This is a genomic window from Streptomyces sp. NPDC001410 (genome assembly GCF_042895235.1).
Lineage (GTDB): Bacteria > Actinomycetota > Actinomycetes > Streptomycetales > Streptomycetaceae > Streptomyces.
Map to the genome: position 1 here is coordinate 14,056 of NZ_JBIAWE010000004.1, position 26,590 is coordinate 40,645.

The 26,590-nt window shown below is 73.5% G+C and carries 19 protein-coding genes; 7 read left to right on the plus strand and 12 right to left on the minus strand.

Annotation, left to right across the window (positions count from 1 at the left end; all coding sequences use genetic code 11):
* Positions 1 to 8: 8 nt before the first annotated feature.
* Entirely contained in the window at positions 9 to 1,529 is a 1,521-nt protein-coding gene (glpK, locus tag ACFY3C_RS09465; RefSeq protein WP_390770374.1) for a glycerol kinase GlpK, read from the plus strand.
* 87 nt (positions 1,530 to 1,616) lie between these two features.
* Here glpK and ACFY3C_RS09470 read toward each other — a convergent pair whose 3' ends face one another.
* From ACFY3C_RS09470 to ACFY3C_RS09490, 5 genes are read right to left on the minus strand one after another with little or no spacing between them, the layout of a single operon-like run.
* A complete protein-coding gene (locus tag ACFY3C_RS09470; RefSeq protein ID WP_386574985.1) occupies positions 1,617 to 2,222 on the minus strand; it encodes an ATP/GTP-binding protein in 606 nt (201 codons plus the stop codon).
* Positions 2,203 to 5,841, minus strand: coding sequence for a hydantoinase B/oxoprolinase family protein (locus tag ACFY3C_RS09475; protein WP_390770375.1), 3,639 nt, complete (start codon positions 5,839 to 5,841; stop codon positions 2,203 to 2,205). Before ACFY3C_RS09475 ends, ACFY3C_RS09470 begins: the two co-directional genes overlap by 20 nt.
* A 24-nt stretch (positions 5,842 to 5,865) precedes the next feature.
* Positions 5,866 to 6,261, minus strand: a complete 396-nt coding sequence (locus tag ACFY3C_RS09480; protein WP_386574982.1) for a DUF742 domain-containing protein — start codon at positions 6,259 to 6,261, stop codon at positions 5,866 to 5,868.
* A 9-nt stretch (positions 6,262 to 6,270) separates the two neighbouring features.
* Positions 6,271 to 6,705 carry a roadblock/LC7 domain-containing protein gene (locus tag ACFY3C_RS09485; protein ID WP_094220789.1) on the minus strand — a complete coding sequence of 145 codons (435 nt, stop codon included), beginning with the start codon at positions 6,703 to 6,705 and terminating at the stop codon, positions 6,271 to 6,273.
* Entirely contained in the window at positions 6,702 to 9,503 is a 2,802-nt protein-coding gene (locus ACFY3C_RS09490; RefSeq protein WP_390770376.1) for a nitrate- and nitrite sensing domain-containing protein, read from the minus strand. The genes ACFY3C_RS09485 and ACFY3C_RS09490 overlap by 4 nt, the downstream gene beginning before the upstream one ends.
* A 421-nt stretch (positions 9,504 to 9,924) precedes the next feature.
* Here ACFY3C_RS09490 and ACFY3C_RS09495 point away from each other — a divergent pair, with 421 nt between their 5' ends.
* Complete coding sequence (locus ACFY3C_RS09495; RefSeq protein WP_390770613.1) at positions 9,925 to 10,458, plus strand: hypothetical protein; 534 nt, start codon at positions 9,925 to 9,927, stop codon at positions 10,456 to 10,458.
* A gap of 33 nt (positions 10,459 to 10,491) precedes the next feature.
* On the opposite strand, the gene ACFY3C_RS09500 is transcribed toward ACFY3C_RS09495, so the two are convergent.
* The 4 genes from ACFY3C_RS09500 to ACFY3C_RS09515 form a co-directional block, all read right to left on the minus strand.
* Entirely contained in the window at positions 10,492 to 15,162 is a 4,671-nt protein-coding gene (locus ACFY3C_RS09500; RefSeq protein ID WP_390770377.1) for a hypothetical protein, read from the minus strand.
* 40 nt (positions 15,163 to 15,202) lie between these two features.
* Positions 15,203 to 16,093, minus strand: a complete 891-nt coding sequence (locus tag ACFY3C_RS09505; protein ID WP_386574978.1) for a hypothetical protein — start codon at positions 16,091 to 16,093, stop codon at positions 15,203 to 15,205.
* A gap of 130 nt (positions 16,094 to 16,223) precedes the next feature.
* Positions 16,224 to 17,753 carry a hypothetical protein gene (locus ACFY3C_RS09510; RefSeq protein ID WP_389183435.1) on the minus strand — a complete coding sequence of 510 codons (1,530 nt, stop codon included), beginning with the start codon at positions 17,751 to 17,753 and terminating at the stop codon, positions 16,224 to 16,226.
* 123 nt (positions 17,754 to 17,876) lie between these two features.
* A complete protein-coding gene (locus ACFY3C_RS09515) occupies positions 17,877 to 18,584 on the minus strand; it encodes a GntR family transcriptional regulator (RefSeq protein ID WP_386574976.1) in 708 nt (235 codons plus the stop codon).
* Between the two features lie 163 nt (positions 18,585 to 18,747).
* Here ACFY3C_RS09515 and ACFY3C_RS09520 point away from each other — a divergent pair, with 163 nt between their 5' ends.
* The 5 genes from ACFY3C_RS09520 (at position 18,748) to ACFY3C_RS09540 (ending at position 23,250) form a co-directional block, all read left to right on the plus strand.
* Entirely contained in the window at positions 18,748 to 20,067 is a 1,320-nt protein-coding gene (locus ACFY3C_RS09520) for an MFS transporter (protein ID WP_390770378.1), read from the plus strand.
* On the plus strand, positions 20,064 to 20,903 hold the full coding sequence (locus tag ACFY3C_RS09525) for a putative hydro-lyase (RefSeq protein WP_390770379.1): 840 nt from the start codon (positions 20,064 to 20,066) through the stop codon (positions 20,901 to 20,903). The genes ACFY3C_RS09520 and ACFY3C_RS09525 overlap by 4 nt, the downstream gene beginning before the upstream one ends.
* 64 nt (positions 20,904 to 20,967) lie before the next feature.
* Positions 20,968 to 21,726 carry a LamB/YcsF family protein gene (locus tag ACFY3C_RS09530; RefSeq protein ID WP_386574973.1) on the plus strand — a complete coding sequence of 253 codons (759 nt, stop codon included), beginning with the start codon at positions 20,968 to 20,970 and terminating at the stop codon, positions 21,724 to 21,726.
* Positions 21,723 to 22,340, plus strand: coding sequence for an allophanate hydrolase subunit 1 (locus ACFY3C_RS09535; RefSeq protein WP_390770380.1), 618 nt, complete (start codon positions 21,723 to 21,725; stop codon positions 22,338 to 22,340). The genes ACFY3C_RS09530 and ACFY3C_RS09535 overlap by 4 nt, the downstream gene beginning before the upstream one ends.
* A 40-nt stretch (positions 22,341 to 22,380) precedes the next feature.
* The gene (locus ACFY3C_RS09540) at positions 22,381 to 23,250 is read left to right on the plus strand and encodes a biotin-dependent carboxyltransferase family protein (RefSeq protein WP_390770381.1); all 870 of its coding nucleotides are present in this window, start codon (positions 22,381 to 22,383) and stop codon (positions 23,248 to 23,250) included.
* Here ACFY3C_RS09540 and ACFY3C_RS09545 read toward each other — a convergent pair.
* Genes ACFY3C_RS09545 through ACFY3C_RS09555 form a run of 3 tightly spaced genes read right to left on the minus strand, consistent with a single transcriptional unit; the run spans position 23,151 to position 26,427 of the window.
* The gene (locus ACFY3C_RS09545; RefSeq protein WP_390770382.1) at positions 23,151 to 24,119 is read right to left on the minus strand and encodes an SGNH/GDSL hydrolase family protein; all 969 of its coding nucleotides are present in this window, start codon (positions 24,117 to 24,119) and stop codon (positions 23,151 to 23,153) included. The two genes, ACFY3C_RS09540 and ACFY3C_RS09545, sit on opposite strands and share 100 nt — an antisense overlap.
* Positions 24,116 to 25,297 carry a glycosyltransferase gene (locus ACFY3C_RS09550; RefSeq protein ID WP_386574968.1) on the minus strand — a complete coding sequence of 394 codons (1,182 nt, stop codon included), beginning with the start codon at positions 25,295 to 25,297 and terminating at the stop codon, positions 24,116 to 24,118. The genes ACFY3C_RS09545 and ACFY3C_RS09550 overlap by 4 nt, the downstream gene beginning before the upstream one ends.
* Positions 25,294 to 26,427: a glycosyltransferase family 4 protein gene (locus ACFY3C_RS09555; RefSeq protein WP_390770383.1), complete on the minus strand. Its 1,134-nt coding sequence runs from the start codon at positions 26,425 to 26,427 to the stop codon at positions 25,294 to 25,296. Before ACFY3C_RS09555 ends, ACFY3C_RS09550 begins: the two co-directional genes overlap by 4 nt.
* Positions 26,428 to 26,590 lie beyond the last annotated feature (163 nt).

The following is a 26,590-nucleotide window of genomic DNA, read 5'->3' on the forward strand; positions in this document are numbered from 1 at the left end:
GGACAGCCATGACGGATTCCGCCGAGAAGTACGTCGCCGCCATCGACCAGGGCACCACGTCCAGCCGCTGCATCATCTTCGACCACGGCGGCGCGATCGTCGCCGTGGACCAGCGCGAGCACCGCCAGATCTTCCCCAAGCCGGGCTGGGTGGAGCACGACGCCACCGAGATCTGGTCCAAGGTGCAGGCCGTGGTGGCGGGGGCGCTCGCCAAGGCCGGGCTGCGCGCCGACCGGTTGAGCGCCCTCGGCATCACGAACCAGCGGGAGACCACGGTGCTGTGGGACCGCGCCACGGGCAAGCCCGTGCACAACGCGATCGTCTGGCAGGACACCCGTACCGCGGCGCTGTGCAACGAACTGGGCGGCGCCGACGGCCAGGACCGCTTCCGCGACCAGACCGGACTGCCGCTGGCCAGCTACTTCTCCGGGCCCAAGGCGGCCTGGCTGCTGGACAACGTGCCGGGCCTGAGGGACCGCGCCGAACGCGGCGAGATCGCCTTCGGCACCATCGACTCCTGGCTGATCTGGAACCTCACCGGCGGCACGGACGGCGGCCGGCACGTCACCGACGTCACGAACGCCGGCCGCACCATGCTGATGAACCTGGAGACTCTCCAGTGGGATCCCTCCATCCTCTCCGCGATGAACGTGCCCGAGGCGGTGCTGCCCGAGATCAAGTCGTCCGCCGAGGTGTACGGCACCGCCGTCGGTCAGCTGACCGGTGTGCCCGTCGCCTCGGCGCTGGGCGACCAGCAGGCCGCCGTGTTCGGGCAGGCCTGCTACGACGTCGGCACCGCGAAGAACACCTACGGCACCGGCAGCTTCCTGCTGCTCAACACCGGTGACCGGCCGGTGCCGTCCAAGAGCGGGCTGCTGACGACGATGGGCTACAAGATCGGCGGTGAGGCGCCGGTGTACTGCCTGGAGGGGTCCATAGCGATAACGGGTGCGCTGGTCCAGTGGTTCCGCGACCAGCTCGGCATCATCCGCAGCGCCGACGAGATCGAGACGCTGGCGGCGAGCGTCGAGGACAACGGCGGCGCCTACATCGTGCCCGCCTTCTCGGGGCTGTTCGCTCCCTACTGGCGCTCCGACGCGCGCGGGGTCGTCACCGGGCTGACCCGGTACGTCACCAAGGCCCACCTGGCGCGCGCGGTGCTGGAGGCGACGAGCTGGCAGACGAGGGAGGTCGTGGACGCCATGTACCAGGACTCCGGGGTGCGGATCACGACCCTGAAGGTCGACGGCGGCATGACGAAGAACAACCTGCTCATGCAGCACCAGGCGGACGTGCTCGGCGTGCCGGTGATCCGGCCCCGGGTCTCCGAGACCACCTGCCTGGGCGCCGCCTACGCGGCCGGCCTGGCAACAGGCGTGTGGAACGACCTGGACGAGCTGAAGTCGCACTGGCAGAAGGACGCGGAGTGGACGCCGGCGATGGAGGCGTCGGCGCGTGACCGCGAGTACCGCAACTGGCGCAAGGCGGTGGAGAAGAGCCTCGGCTGGCTGGAGGACGACGAAGCCTAGGAGTCGCGCGCACCACACGCGCGTGCGGCCCCGCCCAGAGCCCACGGCCCGTACCCCGGTCGGCGGGGGTACGGGCCGTGCCGTGGCTCAGGTGGTGAGGGCCTGGCGGCGTTCGGCCGCGTACTCCATCGCATGCTGGACGACCCCGATGAGGACCTCCTTGACAGACTCCCGGTCGCGGGCGTCGGTCAGCAGGACGGGCACGTCGTCGTCCAGGTCGAGGGCCTGACGGACGGCGTCTGCGGGGTAGCGGGCAGCGCCCTCGAAGCAGTTGACGCCGACGACGAAGGGTATGCCGCGCCGCTCGAAGTAGTCGACGGCGGCGAAGCAGTCTTCCAGGCGGCGCGTGTCGGCGAGGACCACGGCGCCGAGCGCACCCTCGGACAGCTCGTCCCACATGAACCAGAACCGTTCCTGCCCGGGCGTTCCGAACAGGTACAGCACGAGGTCCTCGCGCAGGGTGATGCGGCCGAAGTCCATGGCCACGGTGGTCGTGTGCTTGCCCTCCACGCCGCTGACGTCGTCGACCGGGCGCCCGGCCTCGGTCAGCGACTCCTCGGTGCGCAGCGGCCTGATCTCGCTGACCGCGCCGACAAGGGTCGTCTTGCCCACGCCGAAGCCGCCGGCCACCAGGATCTTGAGCGTGACGGGCTCGACCGGGGGCATGCCGCGTTCAGTACGCCCGAGGATCATCGATCTCTTCTCCTGCTTGATGGTGGTCGGGCGACGGTCGGCCGTAGCCGCCGCCACCGGGGGTTTCGATGACGAGTACGTCGCCGGGACCGACGTCCGCCGATCCGCTTCCGCCGAGTTCGGTGACCGTGCCGTCGGCCCGCTCCACCCGGTTGGCGCCGAGCGCGCCGGGCTCGCCGCCCGCCATGCCGTACGGCGGCACCCGGCGGTGCTGGGAGAGCGTGGAGACGGTCATGGGTTCGAGGAAGCGGATGCGGCGCACGGCACCGTCCCCGCCGCGCGAGCGTCCGGCGCCGCCGCTCCCCCGCCGGACGGCGAACTCCTCGAGCCTGACGGGTAGCCGCCACTCCAGCACTTCGGGGTCGGTGAGCCGCGAGTTGGTCATGTGCGTCTGTACGACGTCGGCGCCGGGGAAGCCGTCGCCGGCACCGGATCCGGAGGCGACCGTCTCGTAGTACTGGTGGCGTTCGTTGCCGAAGGTCACGTTGTTCATGGTCCCGGAGCCCTCGGCCTGGACACCCAGCGCGGCGTACAGGGCACCGGTGATCGCCTGGGAGGTCTCGACGTTGCCCGCGACGACGGCGGCGGGCGGCTCGGGGGCGAGCATCGAGCCGGGAGGCACGACGATGTCCAGGGGGCGCAGACAGCCGTCGTTGAGCGGGATGTCCTCGGCGACCAGGGTGCGGAAGACGTACAGGACGGCCGCGTTGACCACCGAGAAGGGGGCGTTGAAGTTGGTGGCGAGCTGCGCGGAGGTGCCGGTGAAGTCGATGGTCGCGCGGCGCCCTGCACGGTCGACGCGCACGCGGACGCGGATGACGGCGCCGGAGTCCGTCTCGTAGGCGTACTCCCCGTCGTCCAGGGCGTCGACGACCCGGCGGACCGCCTCCTCCGCGTTGTCCTGGACGTGCCGCATGTAGGCCTGTACGACGTCGAGGCCGAACTCCTCGATCATGCGGCGGACTTCGTCGACGCCCTTGCGGTTGGCGGCGATCTGGGCGCGCAGGTCGGCGAGGTTGGTGCGGACGTTGCGGGAGGGATAGGGCGCCTCGGCGAGCAGGCGGTGGGTCTCCTCCTCGCGGAAGCGGCCGTTCTCGGCGAGCAGCCAGTTGTCGAAGAGGACGCCCTCCTCCTCGATGGTGCGGCTGTGCGCGGGCATGGAGCCGGGGGCGATGCCGCCGATCTCGGCGTGGTGGCCGCGGGAGGCGACGTAGAAGAGGATCTTCGGCTCACTCTCCGTGTCCGTCGCGGAGTCGATGTCGAAGACCGGGGTGATCACGGTGACGTCGGGCAGGTGGGTGCCGCCGTGGTACGGGTCGTTGACGGCGTAGGTGTCACCGGGTCGCATCGACGTGCCGCGGCGGCGGATGACCTCTTTGACGCTGGTGCCCATGGAGCCCAGGTGGACGGGGATGTGGGGCGCGTTGGCCACCAGGTTTCCGTCCGGGTCGAACAGGGCGCAGGAGAAGTCCAGACGCTCCTTGATGTTGACGGACTGGGCCGTGGACTCCAGCCGGGCGCCCATCTGTTCGGCGATCGACATGAAGAGGTTGTTGAAGACCTCAAGCCGAACCGGGTCGGCTTTTGTGCCGAGATCGGAACTCTGCGTAACCGCCGCGCGTTCCATGAGCAGATGCCCGTCGTCGGTCGCAGCGGCCCGCCAGCCGTCGTCGACGACGGTCGTGGCGCCGGGCTCGGTGATGACCGCGGGTCCGGTGACGGTCTCGCCGGGCGGAAGGGCCTCCCGGCGGTGGAGGGGTACGTCGTGCCAGGCGCCGCCGGTGTGGAGGCGGACGGTCTCGGGGGCGGCGGGGTGGCCCTCGTACGGGGCGAGGGCGGAGAGATCGGGGGGTGCGGTGATGCCGGTGGCTTCGACGGAGAGGGCTTCGACGACGATCGGGCGGTCGAGGGTGAAGGAGTACGTGGCGCGATGACGTTCTTCGAAGGCGTGCCTCATGGTGTCGGGCCCGGTGAGCGCGACGGTGAGGGTGGTGTCCGTGCCGTCGTAGCGCAGTTGGGCGCGGCGGGTGACCTCGACGCGGTCCTCCGGGACGTCCTCGGCGAGGAGTTCGGCGCGCGCGGCGGCCTCCAGGTCGTCGGCCGTCTTGCGGATGCCGGGCATGGAGGCGGCCTCCAGGGGGGCCTCGACGGACTGTTCGCGCATGGCTGTGGTGTCGGCGAGGCCGATGCCGAGGGCGGAGAGGAGACCGGCCATGGGGGGCACGAGGACGGTGCGGATGCCGAGCGAGTCCGCGACGCTGCACGCGTGCTGGCCGCCCGCGCCACCGAAGGTGGTGAGGGCGTAGCGGGTGACGTCATGGCCCTTCTGGACGGAGATCCGCTTCACGGCGTTGGCGATGTTGGCGACGGCGATCTGCAGGTAGCCCTCGGCCACCTGCTCGGGGGTGCGGTCGTCACCGGTCCGCTCACGGATCTCGCGCGCGAGGGCGGTGAAGCGTTCGCGGACCAGGGCCGCGTCCAACGGCTGGTCGCCGTCCGGGCCGAACACCGTGGGGAAGTGGGCGGGCTGGATGCGGCCGAGCATCACGTTGGCGTCGGTGACGGCGAGCGGGCCGCCGGCGCGGTAGCAGGCGGGGCCGGGGTCGGCGCCGGCCGAGTCGGGGCCGACGCGGTAGCGAGAGCCGTCGAAGTGGAGCACGGAGCCGCCGCCCGCGGCGACGGTGTGGATGTCCAGCATGGGGGCGCGCAGCCGGACGCCCGCGATCTGGGTGGTGAAGACGCGCTCGTACTCGCCGGCGAAGTGCGAGACGTCGGTGGAGGTGCCGCCCATGTCGAAGCCGATGACGCGGTCGAAGCCGGCCCGCTGCGACATCCGGGCCATGCCGACGATGCCGCCGGCCGGCCCGGAGAGGATGGCGTCCTTGCCGCGGAACTGCCCCGCCTCGGTGAGCCCGCCGTTGGACTGCATGAACATCAGCCGCACACCACGGAGTTCGTCGGCGACGTGCCGGACGTAGCGGTGCAGCACGGGCGAGAGGTAGGCGTCGACGACGGCGGTGTCCCCGCGCGGGACGAGCTTCATCAGGGGGCTGGTCTCACTGGACAGCGAGATCTGCGGGAAGCCGGTGCGGGCGGCGAGGTCACCGATGGCGTGTTCGTGGGCGGGGTGGAGGTGGCTGTGGAGGCAGACGACGGCGACCGCGCGGATCCCGTCGTCGTACGCCTGCTGGAGGGGGCCCGCGAGGGCGTCGAGGTCGGGGGCTCGCAGGACGGTGCCGTCGGCGGCGATGCGCTCGTCGGCCTCGATCGCGCGTTCGTAGAGCAGTTCGGGCAGTTCGATGCGGCGGGCGAAGATGCTGGGGCGGTTCTGGTAGGCGATGCGCAGGGCGTCGCGGAAGCCGCGGGTGATCACCAGGAGAGTGCGTTCGCCCTTGCGTTCCAGCAGGGCGTTGGTGGCGACGGTGGTGCCCATGCGGACGGCGTCGATGGGCTCCGGGGCGCCGTCGAGCAGTTCGCGTACGCCGGCGACGGCCGCGTCCGCGTATCGGGCGGGGTTGTCGGAGAGCAGTTTGTGCGTGAGCAGGCGGCCGTCCGGGCGACGCGCGACGATGTCGGTGAAGGTGCCGCCTCGGTCGACCCAGAACTGCCAGCCTGTCACGTCACTACTCCGCTTCCGCGCCGGTCACAGCGCCCGGAGGCCGTTGATCACGTCGCGCAGAATACTCTCGTCCGGCAGATCCGCCGGGGGCACCGGACGCGTCACATGGACGAGTTCCGCGTGCACGAGGTCCCCGATGAGGACGCGGACCACCCCGATGGGCAGGTCGAGCTCCGCGGCGAGTTCCGCGAGCGACTGCGGTGCCGTGCGGCAGAGCCCGACGATCTCCACGTGCTCCGGGGAGAGCGTCGGGTCCGTCTCCGGGTCCCCGGCGTCGGATTCGGTGACGACCACCGCGATCAGATCGAGGCGGTGCTGGGCCGGACTGGTGGTGCGGCCGCGCGTCATGGCGTACGGACGGACGACCGGTCCGGCCTCGTCGTCGAACCAGTGGCTTCTTCCCTGACCGTCTACGCTCATGTCATCCCACTACCCGCCTGCGGGCAGATCGGTGCGCGGAGCGGCGCCCAGATGTACACCGACCCGCTTGACCAGCAGCGTCATCTCGTAGGCAACCTGACCGACGTCGGAGTCGGCGTCCGAGAGGACCGCGAGGCAGCTGCCGTCCCCGGCGGCGGTGACAAACAGGAAGGCGTCGTCGAGCTCGACCACGGTCTGCCGGACGCTGCCCGCCTCGAAGTGCCGGCCCACGCCCTTGGCGAGGCTGTGGAAGCCGGACGCGACCGCGGCCAGGTGCTCGCTGTCCTCCCTGGTCAGGTCCTTGGACACGCCCGTGGGCAGACCGTCGCCGGAGAGCACGACGGCCTTGCGGATGCTGGCGACCCGGTCGACGAGCTCGTCCAGGAGCCAGTTCAGCTCGCCCTTGTTGGTCTCCGTGTGGCCGGTGGCCTTCGGTGCGGTCATCGACCGTCCCCCTTAGTCGTTCCTTGTGCTGTGCCGTTCCGGGCGTCGCCCGCGGCGTTCTCCTCACGGCCACGCTGCCAGCCCCGCTGGAGCGAGGCCATCCGGCTGCGGACCTCGTCGGCGTCGCGGTCGGCGGGCTGCGCCGCGGGTTCCGGGCGCCGTTCGGCTTCCTGCTTCAGCTGCGGGGCCAGGTTGGCCTGTCGTACGCGCCGGGGCAGCGGCCCGGAGGCCGGGCCGCCGGTGGGCGGGACGCCGTCGTCCCGGCCGCCGCCGGAAGCGGCCGCCGCGGGCCGGGTCCGTCTGGGCAGCGCCGGGGCCTGGGAAGTCTGGTTCCCACCGTCGGCCGCGGTGGCCGTGCGCTCGTCGACGCGGTCGGCGAGTCCGGTGCGCCGATCGGCCTCAGCGCGTCGGCGGGCGGGCAGGGGAGCCAGTCCCCCGGTGTCGGGGCGGCGCGGGCCGGCCGCAGGCTCGTCCGGTTCGCCGCGGCGGGACCGCTGCTCGGTGACGGGCCTGCCGTGTGAGCTGACCAGCTTCGGCGTCTGGCGCCGGGGCAGCGGTACGGGTCCGCCGGAGCGGTCGGCGGCCGGGGTGTCGTCGGCGCGCGGGGAGGCGGGCTGATGGGGCTCGATCAGCCGGGAGGCCCCGTCGTCCTCGGCACGGCCGCGGGGGCGGCGGGGGCGGAACAGGCCGCCGCGCTCGCTCTCCTCGTCGGTCAGGGCACCCGGGAAGTCGGCGATGGCGTCCAGGTCCACGGGAGCCTCCAGCTCGACGGGGCCGTCCAGCAGGGAGGTCGGCAGGCCGGGCAGCTGCACCGGGGCCTGCAACCGGGCGGGGGTGAGGCTCGCCGCCGGCTCGGCTTCCTTCGAGGGGCGGTCGAGGCGGAAGCCGATGCCGTTGGTGTCCGGGACGTCGTCGGTCAGCAGCGCGTCGGGGACGAACACGACGGCGGTGGTGCCGCCGTAGGGGGACGGCTGCAGGGAGACGCGGACGTTCTGGCGCTGGGCGAGACGGCTGACCACGAACAGGCCGAGCCGGTCCGTGTCCGAGAGTTCGAACTCGGGGGTCTCGGCGAGCCGGAGGTTGGCGTCGAGCAGCGCCTCGGCCGTCATGCCGAGTCCGCGGTCGTGGATCTCCAGGGTGAAGCCGTTGGCGACCCGCTCGCCGAGGACCTGGACGGCGGTGTGCGGCGGCGAGAAGACCGTGGCGTTCTCCAGGAGTTCGGCCACGAGGTGGGTGACGTCGGCGACGGCCGGACCGGTGACCGCGACCCGTGCCAGCCGCCGCACCTCGATGCGCTCGTAGTCCTCGACCTCGGCGACGGCGGCCCGGACGATGTCCATCAGCTGCACCGGGCGGCGCCACTGCCGCGACGGTGCGGCGCCGGAGAGGATCACCAGGCCCTCGGCGTGGCGGCGCATACGGGTGGTGAGGTGGTCCAGGCGGAACAGGTCGGCGAGTTCGTCGGTGTCCTCGGTCCTGCGCTCCATGGTGTCGAGCAGGGTGAGCTGCTTGTGCAGGAGGACCTGGCTGCGGCGGGCGAGGTTGACGAAGACCTCGGAGACACCGGCCCGCAGTTCGGCCTGTTTGACGGCGGCCTCGACGGCTGCGCGCTGGAGGGTGTTGAGGGCCTGGCCGACCTCGCCGATCTCGTTCTTGTCGTACTCCAGCCGGGGCACCTCGGTCTCGACGTCGACCTGTTCCCCGGCGGAGAGTCTGCGCATCACGCTGGGCAGCCGCACACCGGACGCCTCGTGCGCCTCCAGGCGCAGCTGCCGCAGGTCGCGGATGAGACTGCGGCCGACGCGCACGGACAGGACGATCGAGAGCAGGAGCGCGACGAGACCGAGGACGCCGGCGACGGCCGCCTGCACGATCACGCCCATGGCCACCGGCTCCGTGCGGTCCTGGAAGCGGTCGCCGACCTGGTCGTCCAGGGTGCCGAGTTCGCCGAGGACGCTCGCCGCGGTCGAGTCCCAGCTCTGCGCCGTGACACCGCGCGGGGCTCCGGAATTCGTGCCGATGGCGGTCTGTTCGGCCGCGCGCAGCGGGGCGGTGGTGGCGCTCTTCCAGAAGCGTTCGTACCGTTCGCGCTCCGAGGCGGGCAGCAGCGGCAGGCTGATGTCGTACAGCAGGGTGCGCTGGGCGACGAGATCGGAGATGCCGCGGCTCTCGTCGTGGAAGAGCCTGCCGACCACCAGCGCCGAGCCGAGCAGGGCGTCCTCGCGGGAGAGCAGTTCGCGGGCGCGGTTCACGTTGACCAGGGCCCTGGCCTGCTTGTCCATGTCGACGTCGTCGATGCCGTCGAGGGCGTCCAGCAGGGTGTAGCAGGGGTCGACGAGCCGGTTGTAGCGGTCGAGGGCCTGGGCGCGGTCGACCGTGCGCTGCTCGACGCTGCGGCGCAGGGAGTCGAGGCTGTCGAAGGCGTCCAGGACGGTGGTGAGGCGCTCGTCGTCGTCCGCGTCCATGGCGTCGCGGACGTCGTGGTCCTTGGCGTTCCTGCGGATCTCGGCGACGGCCCGGTCGGTGGCGGTGCGGGTGCGGTGCAGTGCCGTGAGGGCGTCGGCCGCGCGCGGGTCGGCGAGGTAGACGAGGGTCTGTCGGCGTTCCTGCTGCAGACCGCGGACGGTGTCCTCGGTGGGATAGGCGACGTTCTGGACGATGTCGGACACATGGAAGAGCCGGGTGACCTCCCGCCCCGTGAGCACCGTGGCGAAGCCCCAGATGGCAGTCAGGGACACCAGCGGCACGAGAAGCAGCGCCACGATCTTCCGGCGGATCGACTTCCCGCGAAAGCGCATGGCCTCCCCCAGCTCGACCCCCGCCGGTCGGGGGTACATATGTCCGTCAGCAAACGTGCGCGAGCCTACTACCGCCCCACAGGTAACTCGAAGACATGTCCGGAGGGTGAAGTTCCGCACCGGCGGCGAGACATGGCGAGTTGTCCGGGCATTGGGGGAGATTGCGCCCGGGATCCGGGTGCCCGTGACGGGACGGGCCGAAGCTGTACGGACAGTCAGTTGGCTGGAATTTTTCGCAAGTGGGGAATCTTCGAGGGTGGTTGTTCGTCTTTCTCTACGGGAAATGGGGGCGGAATCGGCCACAGGAGCCGCATCCCGCACCCCGGCGGCGTAAAACAGCGCAAGCCGGGCAGCCACTGGGGAGTCGGTGTCCGCGGACACCGGGGCGAGCGGTGTGCCGGCGGTGGGGAGTGACACGGTGATGGGCACGGCGGAGCGGCGCGGGGCGTCCGAGAAGAGCGTGGCGGTGCGCTCGGCGGCGCGGCGGGAGCACGAGGCGCCGGATCGCGACATTCCGACGCATGGGCCTGCCGGGGAGTCCACCGACGGTCAGGAGCAGCCGTATCACCGGCAGCTGTGGATCGAGGAGCCGGCCCGCCGGCGCCGGATGCCCGACCCGGTGCGTACGGCGGCGGTGCGGGCGGTGCTGATCATCGCGGTGACGTTGATCCAGGCCATGGTGGCGTTCCTGTGCACGCTGGCCGGGTCCTGGCTGGCGTTCCCGATGGTCATCAGCAGCGTGGTCGGCACGGTGGTGGCCACGTGGGCCGTGGTCGACGTGTGGGTGACCCGCCAGGTGTGGAGCCAGCGCAACGGAGTGGTCTCCGAGCCGAGCAGCACGGCCCGGTCACTGCGCCGCGAGCGCCGGGCCCGCCGGCGTCAGGAGCGGGCCGCCCTGCGGGAGCAGGAGCGGATACGCCGGCGGGGCGGCTCCGGGCAGCTGTCGCACTCCTGACCTGCGGGCGGCCGGCAGGCGGCCCCGCGCCCCTCAGGGCGTTGTGGCTGCCGGCTTCTTGAACATCCGCGTCGCCGTGATCTCGCTGTGCACCGCCTCTCCGGCCTGGGGCTGCTGCGGCAGTCCGGGCCGGAGGTGTTCCTCCACGCTGATGTACTTCAGGCCCGCCCTGAGGTCGGCGTCGTTGCGCAGCCGGATGACCAGCGGGAACTCGGCCAGCGCGGTCGTGTCGAACAGGCCGGTGGTGTACAGCAGCTGGACGCCCAGCGCGTCGGAGACGGCCCGCTGCAGCTCCAGCAGATACGTCGCGTTGGCGCGGCCGATGGGGTTGTCCAGGAACAGCGTGCCGGCGTGCCGGTGCTTGTCGCGGCCCCGGTCGTTCGAGCGCAGGGCCGCCATCGTGCAGTACAGGGCGATGGCGGCCGTCAGCAGCTGACCTCCCGAGAACACGTCGCCCATCTGCCCGACGGGCACGCGCTCGGCGCGCAGTACGGCATCGGGCTTGAGGATCTCGACGGCCACGCCCTTCGGCTCCAGCGCCGCCGCGACTCCGCGCAGCAGCAGGGACATGCCGTCCCGGCGCAGGTCGGAGTTCTTCTTGACGGCCGCGCGTGTGGCCTCGTCGATGACCTCGCCGAGCCGCTCGGTGAGCGTGGCCTGGTCGGGCTCCTCGAAACGGATGCGCAGGAACTCCTGCCCTGACCACTCGCCGAGCCCCTCCGGGAGGCGGGAGAGCCGCTGGGCGGAGCGCAGGGTGGCGAGGGCCGACTCGACCAGCCCCCTGAGCCGGTCCACGATCGAATCCCGGTTGCGCTCCAGCTGTGCCAACTCGTCGGTGAGGACGCGCAGTCGAGGCGCGAACGCGTCCGCCCACCGCTGGGCGTGCTCGGGCAGCGCGGAGGCGGGCAGCTCGCGGATCTGCTGCCGCGCGGGGGTCCGGACCTGCTCGTACCGCGTGGAGTTGGCGTGCCGGACGAGCACGTCGCTCGCTTCGCGCACGGCCGACTCGGCGGCGGACAGGTCGGCGGAGCAGCCGCGCAGCGAGCGGCGGGCCTCGGCTGCCGAGTGCCGGGCCTCCTCCAGGTTGCCGGGGTACGGCTCCGGCTCCTCCTGCTCCTCCTCGGGGGTGTGCTCGCGCAGCAGATCGCGGAGCATCGCGGCGATCTCGTCGAAACCGCCGGCCGCGTCCTCGGCGGCCCGGTGGGCGTCGAGCAGCTCGGCGTGGGCCTCCCGGGCCTCGGCCAGAGCCTCGGTGCGCGTGGCGAGTTCGGCCGTGGCAGTGCGCAGGAGGGCCTGGGCGTGCTCGGCGTCGCGCGGGACGAGTTCCTCGGCCAGATCGGTGTGCGCCTCGGCGTCCTCGGGGGCGTGCCGCTCCGCCTCGCCGCGCAGCCGGCCGAGCTGTTCGCTCGCGGTCGACATCCGGGTCTCCAGGAGCTGCACCAGCTCCTCCGCGCGCGCGGCTGCAGCCTGCCGGGAGGGGCCGTCAGAGCCGTCGGGCGACTGGAGCAGCTGTTCGGCGCGGGTGCGGACCTTGTTGCTGAGCCGGTCAAGTTCGGCGAGGGAGGCGCTCTCGTCGCTCTCCGCGCGGGCCTGCTCGGCGCGCAGGTCGGCACCGACGCCGACCTTCTCGTAGACCTGCGAGGCGGCCCGGTAGGCCTCGCGCAGGGCCGGCAGGGACGCCTTCGGGGCGTCCGCGTCCGCCACCGGTACGTCGTCGGGGGCGCCGGCGATCTCGGAGCGCTCGGCGCGCAGGGCACGCGCGGTGCGGCGGGCGTCGTCGGCGGCCCGCTGGGTGGCGCGGCGGTCCTCGTCGGCGGCGCGGGCGCGGTCCAGGCAGGTCTGGGCGCGGGCCTCCGACTCGGCGGCATCGTCGGCGAGTTCGCGGAGCTTGACCTGCCAGCCGGCGCGCTCGCGCAGCCGGTAGGCGAGTCCGGCGAGGGCGTCGGCGGCACGGCGGGCCTTCTGCGCGGCCTCCTGCCGTTCGTCACGGACCTGCGTGGCCTCGGCGGCGGCCTCGTCGGCCTCCGCGCGCGTGGTGCGCGCCTCGGCCAGCTCGGCCTCGGCCTCCTCCGTGAACGCGCGCGCCTCCCGGGCGGCCTCGGCGAGTTCGGTGAGGCGTCCGGCCGGACAGCCGGTGCGCCAGGACGCGAGCCGCGCGGCCAGTTCGCGGTCCTTGCCGAGGCGGGCGGCGAGGGCGCGGATCTCCTCGTCGCGTTCGGTGGCCCGCGCGCGCAGCGCCTGCCGCTCCTCGTCGGCCGCGTGCTCGTCGTGCATGGCCGGGTTCGGCGGCACCAGGAAGACGTCACCCGGGGCGGCGTCGGGCGCAGGGGTCGGGGCGAGCAGGGCGGCGGCCGTGCCGACGGCCACGGCGGAGCGCGGCAGCAGGGCGGCGTCGCTGAGCGCCTCGCGGGCACGCGCGTGCGTGTCCGGGTCGGTGATGATGACGCCGTCGACCAGTTCGGGGCGGGCGGCGAGCACGCGCGCATGGTCGGCGGGGTCGACGGCCTGCGCGAGGTAGCGCCAGCCGGGCAGCGCGGGGATGCCGTGCTCGCCGAGGAACTCAACGGTGGCCAGCACGTCCGGCCCGGGCGGCAGCAGTCCGCCGTCGCCGAGGGCACCGAGGATGCGGGCGTCGTCGGCCGCGGCGGTGCGCAGTTCGAAGAGGTGCCGTTCGGCGGTCGACACGGCGTCGTCGAGAAGCCCGCGCAACTCGTCCGCGAATCGGTCGAGTTCCTCGGGGCTGAGCGGGCTCTCGGCGAGGGAACGCGAGCCCTCGGACGAGTCGCCTCCGCGCGCGGGCGAGCCGTCGGCCGCTCCGGACCTGGGGCCGGGCACTCCGGCCCGCGCCGTCCCGGGCGCCCCCGGCAGGCTCAGCAGCTCCGCGAGCCGTTCCTCGGCGGCGAGGGCCTCGGCGAGGCGCCGCTCGGCCTCGTGGCTCCGCTCGGCCGCCGTCGCCGCGTCCGCAGCGCGGGCCGCGGTCAGCTCCGCGCGGGACTCGGCGGAGGCCGCCTCGCGCGCGTGCTCGGTCGCCTTGCGAGCCGCCTCACGGGCGGTGTCCCAGGCGGCCACGGCGGTCTTCTCGGCGTCGCTGGCGGCGAGGGCGGCCCGGGCCGGGTCGGCGTCCGGTGCGCTGTCGTCGAGCCAGCCCGCGCGGACCGCCTCGGCCGTCTCCTGCTCGACCTCGGCCAGACGCTGGCGCAGGTGCCCGGCCTCACTGCGGGCGCGCTGCGCCTCGGTGGCGGCGGAGGTGGAGTCCCGGTAGGCGGAATCGCTGGCCTCCTGGAGCGCGGCGGAGCGCTCCTCCTCCTCGTTTGCGAGGGCCTCGGCGCTCTCGGCGGCCGCGTGCAGGGCCCGTACGAGGTCCACGGCGGCCTTGGCGCGGGCGGCGAGCGCGGGCGCGGCGTCCCGCTCGGCCTCCTGGATCGCGGCGGACACGCGCGCGACGCGGTCGGCGGCGGCGCGGTGCCGCAGCACGGCTTCGGCGGCCTGCCAGGCGGAGTGCAGCGTGCGCGCGTCGGCCAGCTCGCGCTTCTGCGCGGCGGCGGACTTCTCGGCGGCGGCGAGTGCCAGGGAGGCGTGCCGGAAGGCGAGTTCGGCGGCGATCAGCGCGCTGCGCTCCCGGGCGCCCTCGGAGTGCGTGACGGCGTAGGCGGCGGCCGTGACGCGCTGCGCGAGGTCGGCGGCCCGCACCCGCTCCTGCACGGCCCGCGCGGAAAGGCGCCGGGCCAGCGTGCGGGTACGGCGCTCGGCGCCGGCGTGGATGTCACGCGCACGTGAGCGTGCCTCGGCGGCCTCGACGATCCGCCCGAGCAGGTCCACGGAACCGGCCGTGAAGTCCCGTTCGGCGATCAGCTCGGCACGCCGGCCCAGCTTGTTGCCGAAGCCGCTGACGAGGTCGGCGAGGCCGTCGGTGTCGCGGGTGTCGGTGACCGCGCGCAGCAGCAGGTCGGTGAAGTCGGAGTCCTTCTTGACCGCGAAGAGCCCGGCCGCCTCGCCCTCGTCGGCGTTCATCTCCCGCTGGTAGCGGAAGAGTTCGGGGTCGAGGCCGAGGTCGCCGAGGTGCTCGATCCAGCGGTCGTGGATCTCCTCCCAGTGCACCTCCAGATGCGGGTAGGCCTTGCCGGCCTCGGTGAGGGCGTCGCGGAAGCCCTTCATGGTGCGGCGGCGACCCTGGGCGCCGGAGGCACCCTCGACGGGCGGCCGTACGGCGGTGGACTCGGCGACGGGCAGGTTGTCCAGGCTCAGGCCGGGGCCGGGCCGGAAGGAGTACCAGGCTTCGGCGAACTTCCGTGGATCGTTGGAGACCTGGCGTCCGCGCCACTCGCTGACCTTGCCGACGACCACGCACTCGCCGGTCAGCACGTGCTGCCACTCCAGCGCCACGTGCCCGCAGTCGTCGGCGAGCAGGAACTTGCGCAGCACGCCGGAGCTGGCGCCGCCGAGGGTGTTGCGGTGGCCGGGCAGCATCACCGAGAAGATCAGCTTGAGCAGCACGGACTTGCCGCCGCCGTTCTCCAGGAACAGCACGCCCGCGGGCGCGGGGCGGCGCGGCGGTCCGGCCGGCTCCTCCTCGAAGAACTCCGCCTGCATGGGCGCGGGGTCGGGCACGGGCTCGCCCACGTCCCGCAGGTCAAGCACGGTGTCGGCGTAGCGCGCACCGGCCGGCCCGATGGAGTAGAGGCGGACCCGGGACAGCTCGTACATGGCGGACTCTCGTCAGTCTTCTGGCAGATCGGGGAGGTTGTCAGGGGTGCGAAGGCGCGTGGAACGGCAGTCCGGCGTCGGCCACCAGGTCCAGATCGTCGGTGTCGTCGGCGGGCAGCAGGCTGGCCGTGCCGTCGGTGACCGGGACGACGCCCAGCTCCAGCAGTTCGGCCATCGCGGCGCTGCCGGCCATGTCGCGCACCTGGAGCTGGTAGCGGGCCGTGGTGCGGTAGGTGCCGCCGTGGTCGTCACCGGTGCGCTGCAGGAACCCCGAGTCGGTGAGGAAGGCCGCCGCCTTGCCGACGATGCCCGTGGTGGATCCGGCGAGCCGGCGGGCGTCCTTGGTGGCGCCGGTCGCGCTGCGTCTGGCCCAGATCCGCCAGGCGGCCTCCAGCCCGGGTGCGTCGGTCGCCGGGTCGGTGTTGTCGCCCTGCTCCTCGGCGCGCTCCTCGAGGCGGCGGCACGCCTGGCGTACGAAGGCGTCGACGCCGTTGACGGTGATCCGGCCGATGTAGGAGTCGTCGGCGAGGTCCTCCGGGCGCGGGAACGCCAGCGCGGCCACGGCGAGATGGGCCAGTCCGTGCAGGAACCGGTCCCCCGAGTCGGCGGCGGTGCGACGCGCGTAGTCGCCCATGCGGACGGCGAACACCGAGTCCTCGGCGGCCGTCACGGCCATCCCCGCGCGCGGGGACACCTCCAGCACGACGAGTCCGAGACCGGCGGCGACGGCGTCCGCGAGCCGCGCGAACGCCGGGTCGTCACGGTAGCGGCGCAGCAGCTCCGTGTACTCCTGGTCACGCGCCGGCTGCAGCTTGGGCTGCAACCCGAAGGCGACGAGCCGCGCCGCGTCGGCGGCGTCGGCGGGGGTGACGGCGGTGGTCGCCGACGGGGCCGGGGCCTCCGTGTCACTCCACTCGACGTGCTCGCTCACGACTGCAACTCCTCGGTCTTGAAAACAGGGCTGGGGGCAGGCGCCCCGAAAGGGGCGCGGGGCTGCATCCATTTGCGGCTCCGCCGCGGGGCGCGACCAGCCACCACCGGCCCGCGCCCGGCAGACGACCTCACGCCGCCTCCGTCCGATCCGCCGCCATCCCGGCCGCATCCAGCAAGGCGGTCCCGACGATCAGATCAGCCCCACCGAAGTCCGGATCATCCAGCTCGGTCCCGTCGTCCACGGCGAACAACAGCTTCTCCTCGCCCTGGCGATACGCCGTACCCACGGCGGGACTGGCCGCATGGACCGCCAACAGGGCCACCAGGTACGCCAGATCGAACCCACCGGAATCCCTGGCCTCCGCCAGCAGCCCGGACAAGCGCCGCGGCGCATCGGCGGGCAGATCCAGCAACTCCATGGCCACGGCCAGCTGTTCCTCGCTGAACCGGCTGTCGTCCGGCGTCGCGATCAGGTCGGGCTCGGGCATCTCCGCGCCCAGGTGCTCCCGCTCCACCGGTGGCGTCAGCAGTATGTCGACGAGGTCGGCGACCCGCACCGACACCGGCGTACGCAAGCCCGTGCCGTTGGCGAAGAACGCGTCCGTGACCCGGATCGCCTGTTCCAGGGGCAGCGGCAGCACGGGCGCGACCAGGTGTCCGTACAGGTCGATTCCGGAGGTCGCGGCGGGTGTGGCGAAGGCCTGCCGGTCCTGTTCGGCGCGGAACAGGGGGCCGGCCTCCAGCAGGCGCGACTGGAGCTGGGTGTGCCGTCGGATGCAGTCCTTGACGATGTCCACCAGCTCGGCGGCGCGCCGCTTGTGCTCGGAGTCCTCGGTCTCGTCGCGGGCCTTGCGGATGTTGGTGAGGATCGCGTTCTCGTGGCGGTACCGGTCGGCCACGTGGTCCAGGGCTTCGGCGATCATGTCGGGCACGGCGTGGAGCCAGTCGACCGCGCGGACGTTGCGCCGGGTGGCGTCGAGGGCGCGGCGCAGGGTCTCCGAGTACTGCACGGTGCGGTAGCGGGCCTGCTCGGCGGCGAGCTGGGCGTCGGCGAGGCGGCCGCGGTTGATCAGCACCTCCAGCTTGACCTCGGCGGCGATCTGCGCGCTGGTGACATCGGTGTCCAGGGCGCCGACCAGGACGTTGACCGCCTCGTCCGTCGTACGGAGGTAGACCGTGCCGCCGGGGCCGGGGACCTCCTCGATCAGCTTGAAGTCGTAGTCACGGCGGACATAGGTGCCGTCCGACGCGAACGTGCCGTACACCGCGCGGAAGCCGCGGTCCACGCTGCCGACGTTGATCAGGTTCTCCAGGACCCAGCGGGCCACGCGCTCGTGCTCGGCGACGGGGCGGTGCGGGGCCTGGGCGGCGATGCGCGGGACGAGCCGGGCCACGATCTGCTCGTGGTCGGCGCCCGTGTCGAAGTCCATGTTCAGCGTGACCAGGTCGATGGCGGCCAGGGCCACCTCGGCCATGCCGTACACCGAGTACTCGCCTGCCAGATTGGCTTTGCGTGCGTCGAGGTCGTGCAGCGGCGCGGTGCAGGCGAGCGCGCGCAGCCGACGGGCCAGCCCCTCGTCGGCGGCCGGGCCCGGTGCCGGGCGCGGCCCCGCGCTGAGCTGGGCCGGAACGCTGTCCGTCGATGCAGGCGAAGTCACGGTGCACAGACTAGGTCCTCGGTCTGACAACGACTAAAACGGCGCAGAAACGACGGCCGTCACAGACGCACAAGAGGCGTAGGCGCGGCCCGCAGCTCAAGAGACGCCTGTGCGGCCCACAGCTCAAGAGACGCCTGTGCCGTCCTCGCCAACCCTCCGCAGATACACCTCGACGACCCGCTCCAGCGAGTCCGCGAGATAGGTCTCCAGCAGCCGCTCCGCGCCGCGCCGGTCCCCGTCCTGCAGCGCCTGGAGGATCTGGCGGTTGCGGGCGAGGTAGGGCTCGTGCAGCCGGTGCGGGTCGTCCACGACGTGGAAGGCGAGCCGCAGCTCGGCGAAGACGCTGCGCATCAGCTCGTCGGTGCGTTCGCTGCCGGCGAGGGCGACCAGTTCCCGGTGGAAGTGGATGTTGGCCGTACCCAGTGCTTTCCAGTCATTCTCGTGGGTCGCCAGCTGCCCCTCGGTGACGGCGGCGGCCAGGCCGTCGAGCCGGTAGGGCGGCTCGCCGAGGCCCCGGACGACCGCGCACTCGACCAGGGCCCGGGTGCGGTAGATGTCCTCGACGTCCGCCACGGTCAGGACCCGGACGAAGACCCCGCGGTTGAGTTCGTGTACGAGCAGACGCTCGTGGGTGAGCAGCCGGAACGCCTCGCGCAGGGTGTTGCGGGAGACCCCGAGCGCGCCGCCGATGGCGTCCTCGGACAGGCGGGTGCCCGGCGGGAAATAGCCCTCGGCGATCCGGCTCCGGAGGATGTCGGAGACCCGTTCGGCGGTGCTGGTGCGCCCGAGGAGGGCACGGTCGTCGGCCAGTCCCGTCAGCTGCTCTGCCATGCCCGGAATTCAATCGCAGACCCCGGAACGAGACAACGTGGGTATTGAAGGATCGTTGAACGATCCTCTACGGTGCTCCGCACGCAACAGCTTCAGCACGGCACAGCTTCCGCACGGCACTGCTCAGTTCCCGCACCCTCCGTCCCCTCTCTGCGAGGTGCCCATGAGCACGACCCCTCCGCCCCGGCCCGTGACCGCGGGCGTACGACCGGAACAGGGTGAACGCGCCGCCGAGGACAGCGCGTTCGGCTGGCTGCACGCCCTCGGCCCGCGCGGCCGACGCGCGTTCGCCGGAGCTTTCGGCGGATATGCCCTTGATTCGTACGACTACTTCACTCTGCCGCTGAGCATGGTGGCGCTCGCCGCGTACTTCGGCCTGGACAGCGGCCAGACCGGCCTGTTCACCACCGTCACGCTGGTGGTCTCCGCGATCGGCGGTGCCGTGGCGGGCGTGATCGCGGACCGCGTGGGCCGCGTCCGGGCCCTGATGGTCACCGTGATCACGTACGCGGTCTTCACCGTGGCCTGCGGCTTCGCGCCCAACTACGAGACTCTGCTGGTCTTCCGCGCCCTGCAGGGCCTCGGCTTCGGCGGCGAGTGGGCGGTCGGGGCGATCCTGGTCGCCGAGTACGCGAGCGCGAAGCACCGGGGCCGTACGCTCGGCGCGATCCAGAGTTCCTGGGCGGTCGGCTGGGCACTGGCCGCGATCGTCTACACGCTGGTGTTCTCCTTCGCCGGTGACGATCTGGCCTGGCGCATCATGTTCTGGACCGGGGCGCTGCCCGCGCTGCTCGTGGTGTGGCTGCGCCGCCGGGTGCACGACGCGCCCGCGGCGACGGCGGCCCGTGAACAGAACCCGCGGCGCGGCTCGTTCGCGGCGATCTTCCGGCCGGGCAGGGACGGCGAGCCCGGCCTGCTGCGCACGACGGTCTTCGCGGGCCTGCTGTCCACCGGCGTGCAGGGCGGCTACTACACGCTGGCGACCTGGGTGCCGACGTACCTGAAGACCGAACGCGGCCTGTCCGTCGTCGGTACCGGCGGCTATCTGACCTTCCTGATCTCGGGCGCCTTCCTCGGCTACCTGACCGGCGGCCACCTCACCGACCGGCTCGGCCGGCGCCGCAACATCTGGCTGTTCGCCCTGCTCTCGGCCGTGTGCATCCTCGCGTACGCGAACATCCCGCACGGCGCCGACACCCTGCTGCTGGTGCTCGGTTTCCCGCTCGGCTTCTGCATGTCGGCGATCTTCAGCGGCTTCGGCTCCTACCTGAGCGAGCTGTATCCGACGGCGGTGCGCGGCACCGGGCAGGGCTTCACGTACAACACCGGCCGCGCGGTAGGCGCGGTGTTCCCGACCCTGGTGGGCTTCCTGGCCGACAGCTGGGGCGTGGGCGGTGCGCTGGTCTTCGGCGCGATCGGCTACGGCCTCGCGGCACTGGCGCTGCTCGGGCTCCCGGAGACGCGCGGGAAGGAGCTGACATGACGCGGGTGAACCGTACCGAGGACCGGCCCGTGGCCCTCGCCGATGAGCACGCGCACGCGTGGAGCGCGAAAACGGCACGGGCCCGCTTCCGGGAGGGCCTGGCGGGTCCCACGGCGGGCGTCGCGGCCGGCAGCACTCAGGCGAACCTGATCGCGGTACCGGCCGACTGGGCCTACGACATGCTGCTGTTCTGCCAGCGCAACCCGAAGCCGTGTCCGGTGCTGGACGTCACGGACGCGGGCGCCACGGCCACCGTCCTCGCGGAGGGCGCGGACCTGCGCACCGACCTGCCGCGCTACCGGGTGTGGCAGGACGGCGAGCTGGTCGAGGAGCCGACGGACGTGCGCGCGCACTGGCGGGACGACCTGGTGTCGTTCCTGCTCGGCTGCAGCTTCACCTTCGAGTGGGCGCTGGCCGGTGCGGGCGTCCCGATCCGGCATGTCGAGCAGGGCCGCAACGTGCCGATGTACGTGACCGGCAGGCAGTGCCGCCCGGCGGGCCGGCTGCGCGGCCCGATGGTGGTGTCCATGCGCCCGGTGCCGCCGGAGCACCTGCGCGCCGCGATCCGGGAGAGCGGCCTGCTGCCGGCCGTGCACGGCGGCCCCGTGCACTGCGGCGATCCCGCGGCCCTGGGCATCGCGGACCTCGGTCGGCCCGACTTCGGCGACGCGGTGGACGCCGCTCCCGACGACATCCCGGTGTTCTGGGCGTGCGGGGTGACCCCGCAGGCGGCCGTGATGACCTCGCGACCGCCGTTCGCCATCACCCACGCACCGGGCCAGATGTTCCTGACCGACGCCCGCGACGAGCAGTACCGCGTGGTGGGCGTCGACTGACACCGGCGAGCCGGCCGACGCCGGCGAGCAGCACGCGACACGAGAACCGGAGACACGGAAGACCATGACCGCGATCGATCTGAACGCCGACCTCGGCGAGGGCTTCGGCCGCTGGCGGCTGACCGACGACGAACAGCTGTTGTCCGTCGTCACCAGCGCCAACGTGGCCTGCGGGTTCCACGCCGGAGACGCGGCCACCATGCGCCGGGTGTGCGAGCTGGCCGCCGAGCGCGGGGTCAGGATCGGCGCGCAGGTCTCCTACCGGGACCTCGCCGGGTTCGGGCGGCGCGCGATGGACGTGCCGCCCGCCGAGCTGGCGGCCGAAGTGGCCTACCAGATCGGTGCGCTGGACGTGTTCGCGCGGGCGGCGGGGGCGCGCGTGGCGTACGTCAAGCCGCACGGCGCGCTCTACAACCGGGTCGTGCACGACGAGGAGCAGGCCGCGGCCGTCGTCGACGGCGTCCTGCTGGCGGACGGCTCGCTGCCGGTGCTCGGGCTGCCCGGCTCGCGGCTTCTGGAGCTGGCCGCGAAGGCCGGCCTGCCGGCCGTCACGGAGGCGTTCGCCGACCGCGCCTACACCGACGAGGGCACGCTGGTGCCGCGTGGCCGGGGCGGCGCCGTGGTGACCGATCCGGACGCCGTCATGGAGCGCTCGGTGAGCCTCGCGCGCTCCGGCGCGGTGGTGACGCACTCCGGCGCGAACATCCAGGTGCGCGCCCGCTCGCTGTGCCTGCACGGTGACACGCCCGGCGCGGTCGAACTGGCCCGCCGGGTGCGCGAGCGGCTGGTGGCGGCGGGCGTGCGGGTGGAGGCCTTCGCGTGAGGGCACTTCCTGTCGGTGACGACGCTTTGCTGGTGGAGGTCGCCTCGGGCGAGCAGGCGCAGGCCCTGCACGCGGAGCTGCTGCGGCGCCGCGCGGAGGGCTCGCTGGCCGTCCGCGAGATCGTCCCGGCAGCCCGTACGGTCCTGCTCGACGGCCTGGCCGACCCGGTCCGTTGGGCATCCGAACTGACCTCCTCCGAGGTACCGCCCGCTCCCCCGCGCGCGCGGGAGCTGATCGAGCTGCCGGTGCGCTACGACGGCCCGGACCTCGCCGAGGTCGCCGCCCACTGGGACGTGTCCGAGCACGAGGTGGCCCGGATCCACGCGAGCGCCGAGTTCACCGCGGCCTTCTGCGGGTTCGCGCCCGGCTTCGGCTACCTCACCGGGCTGCCCGCCCGCTACGACGTCCCGCGCCGGGCCACCCCGCGCACGGCGGTACCGGCCGGTGCCGTGGCGCTGGCGGGGGCGTACACGGGCGTGTACCCGCGTTCCTCGCCGGGCGGCTGGCAGCTGATCGGCACGACGGAGGCGGTGCTGTGGGACCACGCGCGCGTACCGGCCGCGCTGCTCTCACCGGGCGCGCGCGTGCGCTTCGTACCGGTGGGAGAGGCATGACCGGCCACCCCCGCAACGGCCTCGCGCCCACGGGGGCCGTATGACCGACCGTGCGCTTGTCGTCGTGCGCGCCGGGGCGCTGACCACCGTGCAGGACCGTGGGCGGCCCGGGTACGCGCACCTCGGCGTGCCCCGCTCCGGAGCGCTCGACCCGCAGGCGGCGGCCCTCGTCAACCGGCTGGCCGGCAATCCGCCGGACGCGGCCGTCCTGGAGACCACCCTCAACGGCTGCGCCCTGCGCCCCCGTTCGACGGTGACCGTGGCCGTCGGGGGCGCGCCCTGCCCGGTCGCCGTGGGCGGCCGCCCGGCGGCCTGGGGCGCCCCGGTCGTCGTGCCCGCCGGTGCGCTGCTGGAGGTGGGGGCGGCCGTGGCCGGTGTGCGCGCCTATGTGGCCGTGTCCGGCGGGATCGCCGTGGAGCCGGTCCTCGGCAGCCGTGCCACCGACCTGCTGTCCGGACTCGGCCCCGCGCCGCTCACGGACGGCACGGTGCTGCCGCTGGGCACCCCGGCCGGCCCTCCCGCGCGCGTGGACGCCGTCCCGCAGCCGGGTCCGCCGGCCGAACTCGTGCTCCGGGTGACGCCGGGCCCGCGCGACGACTGGTTCGCCGCGCGCGCGGTCCGGGATCTGACCACGCGCGCGTACCGGGTGTCCTCGGCGAGCAACCGGATCGGCCTGCGCACCGAGGGGCCCGCCCTGGAGCGGGCCCGGACCGGCGAACTCCCCAGCGAGGGCATGGTGCTCGGCGCGGTGCAGGTACCGCCGGACGGCCGTCCTGTGGTGTTCCTGGCCGACCATCCGACCACCGGGGGCTACCCGGTGATCGCGGTGGTCCGCGCCGCCGATCTCCCGGCGGCCGCACAGGCGGTCCCGGGCACCACGGTGCGGTTCGTGGCGGTGCGGCGCCGCTGAGCCTCGGCGTCGGCACCGCCGGCATCGGGCTGCTCCGTTCTCGTCAGCGCGGCCAGCGCCTCGGACACCGCGGCGGAGGCGTGCAGGTCGAGGCGGGCGCTGGTGCCCCGCGCGCGGTGGCGTACTTCGTCGGCGGCCAGCCGCAGCAGTTGCGGCAGCAGATCGTTGCAGCGCCGGATCACCCAGGCGGTGCCGGCGGTGGCGAGCCACAGCAGGCTCGCCGAGCGGGTCGGGGCGGGGAACTCCGGTTCGGGTGACGGCGGCGTGCCGGTGGCCCGGCCCGCCACGGTGAGCAGGCCGTGGAAGTGCACGGCGAGCCGCCGGTGGCCGCGCTCGCCCGGGTGCAGCCGGTCCGCGCTCCACAGGGCGCGGTCGGTGAGCCAGGTGCCCTCCGCGGCGTGCAGGTGGACGGCCCCGTACCGGTCGGACAGTTCGTGGACGACCGCGTTGACCGCCCGCTGCCGGCGGGCCAGCGGGCGGGCGAGGGCGCCCGGGAGGCCCAGCATCGCGCCGGGGTCGGGCAGGCAGGCGGTGAGCAGCGTGGCGCCCTGGGCGGTGAAGGCCGCGTACACCTGGTCGAGCCGGCCCGCCACGGCATGGATGTCGAAGGTGTGGCGCAGCGTGTCGTTGACGCCGATGACCACGGACACCACGTCGGGGCGCAGTTCGAGACCGGCCGGGGTCTGCCGTTCGAGCACGTCCTGTGTCTGCGCCCCGCTGACGGCGAGGTTCGTGAACTCCACCTGCCCGGCGTCCTCGGCGAGGCCGCCGGCCAGCAGCGCCGCCCAGCCCCGCCAGCCGTCCCCGGCGGGGTCGCCGACGCCCTCGGTGAGCGAGTCCCCGAGGGCCACGAAGCGGACGGGTCTCATGCCACGCCCTCCCGGGCACCGGGCCGGGCCGGGGCGTCGGTGCGCTTCAGCACTTCCGTGTCGTGCGCCACGAGGAACGCCTCCACCGCCGTTCCCCAGCCGAAGCACTCGGCACGCGCGCGTGCGGCTTCCCGTCGCTCGGGCTCGGTGCGCGACAGGAGCAGTTCCACGGCGTCCGCGAACGCGTCCGCGCGGTCGGCGGCCGCGGCGCCCGCGGCCCCGATCACCTCGGGCAGCGCCGACGAGGCGCTGGCCACCACGGGTGTCCCGCACGCCAGGGCCTCCAGGGCGGCGAGGCCGAAGGTCTCGGCGGGCCCGGGCGCCAGGCACACGTCGGCGGACGCCTGGAGGGCACCGAGCGCGGCCCGGTCGGCGACGTACCCCAGGAACGTCACCGGCAGCCCGCGCTCCCGCGCGCGCTGCTCCAGCCGCGCGCGCAGCGGGCCGTCCCCGGCCACCACGAGCACTGCCCGCCGGCCGCGCCGCAGCAGCGCCTCCAGGGCGTCCAGGGCGGTGCCGGGCCGCTTCTCCACGGACAGCCGGGAGCACATCACGAGCAGCGCCTCGTTCCCGCGCGCGTGCACGGCGCGCAGCGCCGGGTCACGCAGCGCGGGGTGGCGTTCCATCAGGTCGACGCCGAGGGGGGCGCGTACGACGTTGCGCGCGCCGATCCGTACGAACTCGCGCTCGGCGAACTCCGTGGTGCACACGATCCGCGAGTAGACGTGCGCGGTGCGGGTGTTGAGGGAGTCGGCCGTCCGGGCGGCGAGCTTCTCGGACAGGCCCCAGGTGCGCAGCACGCCGTCGGCGGTCTCGTGGGAGACCATCACGGCGGGCACGCGCGCGCGCCGCGCCCAGCGGCCGGTCCACCGCAGGGTGGTGCGGTCGGAGACCTCCAGGCGGTCCGGGGCCAGGTCCTCCAGGAGGGCGGCCACGCGCCGCTTGTCGGTCAGGACGCGGTAGCCGCCGGTGCCGGGCAGCACCGGTCCTGGCAGGGTGATGACCCGGCCCTGCTCCGTGTCGCGGTCGGTGTGCCGCTCGCCCGGCACGATGAGCACCGGCTCGTGGCCCGCGGCCCGGAAGCCCTTGCCCAGTTCGTGCAGGGCCGTGCGCAGGCCGCCGGAGGCCGGGGTGACGAAGTTGGCCAGCCGGACGATGCGCAGGGGTGTACCGGTCATACCGTCACCACCGTCTTCTGGCGCGCGGCGAGCACGTCCTCGTAGTGCGCGATCAGCTGGTCGCCGACGGCGGCCCAGGTGCGACCCTCGACCATGGCCCGCCCGGCGGCGCCGTACGCGGCCAGCAGGTTCGGATCGGCGGTCAGGGTGCGGACGGCCTCCGTGACGGCGTTCGCGTCGCGCGGCGGGACGAGCAGTCCGGTGCGGCCCTGGTCCACCAGGTCCAGCGGGCCGCCCGCGGCGGGTGCGACCACCGGAACGCCGCTGGCCATGGCCTCCTGGACGGTCTGGCAGAAGGTCTCGAAGGGGCCGGCGTGCACGAACAGGTCCAGCGAGGCGAAGATCCGGGCGAGTTCGTCGCCGGTGCGGCGGCCCAGGAAGACCGCGCCGGGCAGGGCCTCGTCCAGGTGGGGCCTGCTGGGGCCGTCGCCGACGATCACGACCTTGACGCCCTCCAGGCCGCAGACACCGGCCAGGAGTTCGACCTGCTTCTCGGGGGCGAGCCGGCCGACGTAGCCGACGATCAGCTCGCCGTTCGGGGCCAGTTCGCGGCGCAGTGCCTCGTCGCGGTGCTCTGGCCGGAAACGGACGGTGTCGACACCGCGCGGCCACAGCCGTACCCGGGGTACGCCGTGTGCCTCCAGGTCGTGCAGGGCGGCGCTGGACGGGGCGAGGGTGCGGTCGGCGGCGGAGTGCACGGAGCGGATCCGGCGCCAGGCGGCCGCCTCTCCGGCGCCCATGTAGGTACGGGCGTATCCGGCCAGGTCGGTCTGGTAGACGGCGACGGCGGGGATGCCGAAGCGGGCGGCGGCGGCCATGCCACGGACGCCGAGGACGAAGGGACTGGCCAGGTGGACCACATCGGGGCGGTGCTCGGTGAGCGCCGCCGCGAGGCGCCGGCTGGGGAGGGCGACGCGGACCTGGGGGTAGCCGGGAAGGGGGAGGGAGGGGACACGGACGACGGGGCACGGAGCCTCGTGGGCGTCGGCCTTGGTACCGGGTGCGGTGGCCGGCGCGACGACGAGCGGGTGGTGGCCGCGATCCACGAGGTGCCGGGCGGTCTGGAGCGCGCAGTGGGCGACGCCGTTCACATCGGGGGGAAAGGATTCGGTCACTATGACGACACGCATACGGGTGTTGTCGCCGCGCCGGACGTGGCGGCGTCAACGTCGATCTTTCCGGACGGGGAACGTCCCATGAGCGTTGGACTGCACACCCGAGCAGGTCAGCCGGCCGCCATGTCCGCCTGACCCGCGGGTCACCCGGTGTTCACCCGACGGGCGGTCTCCCGCC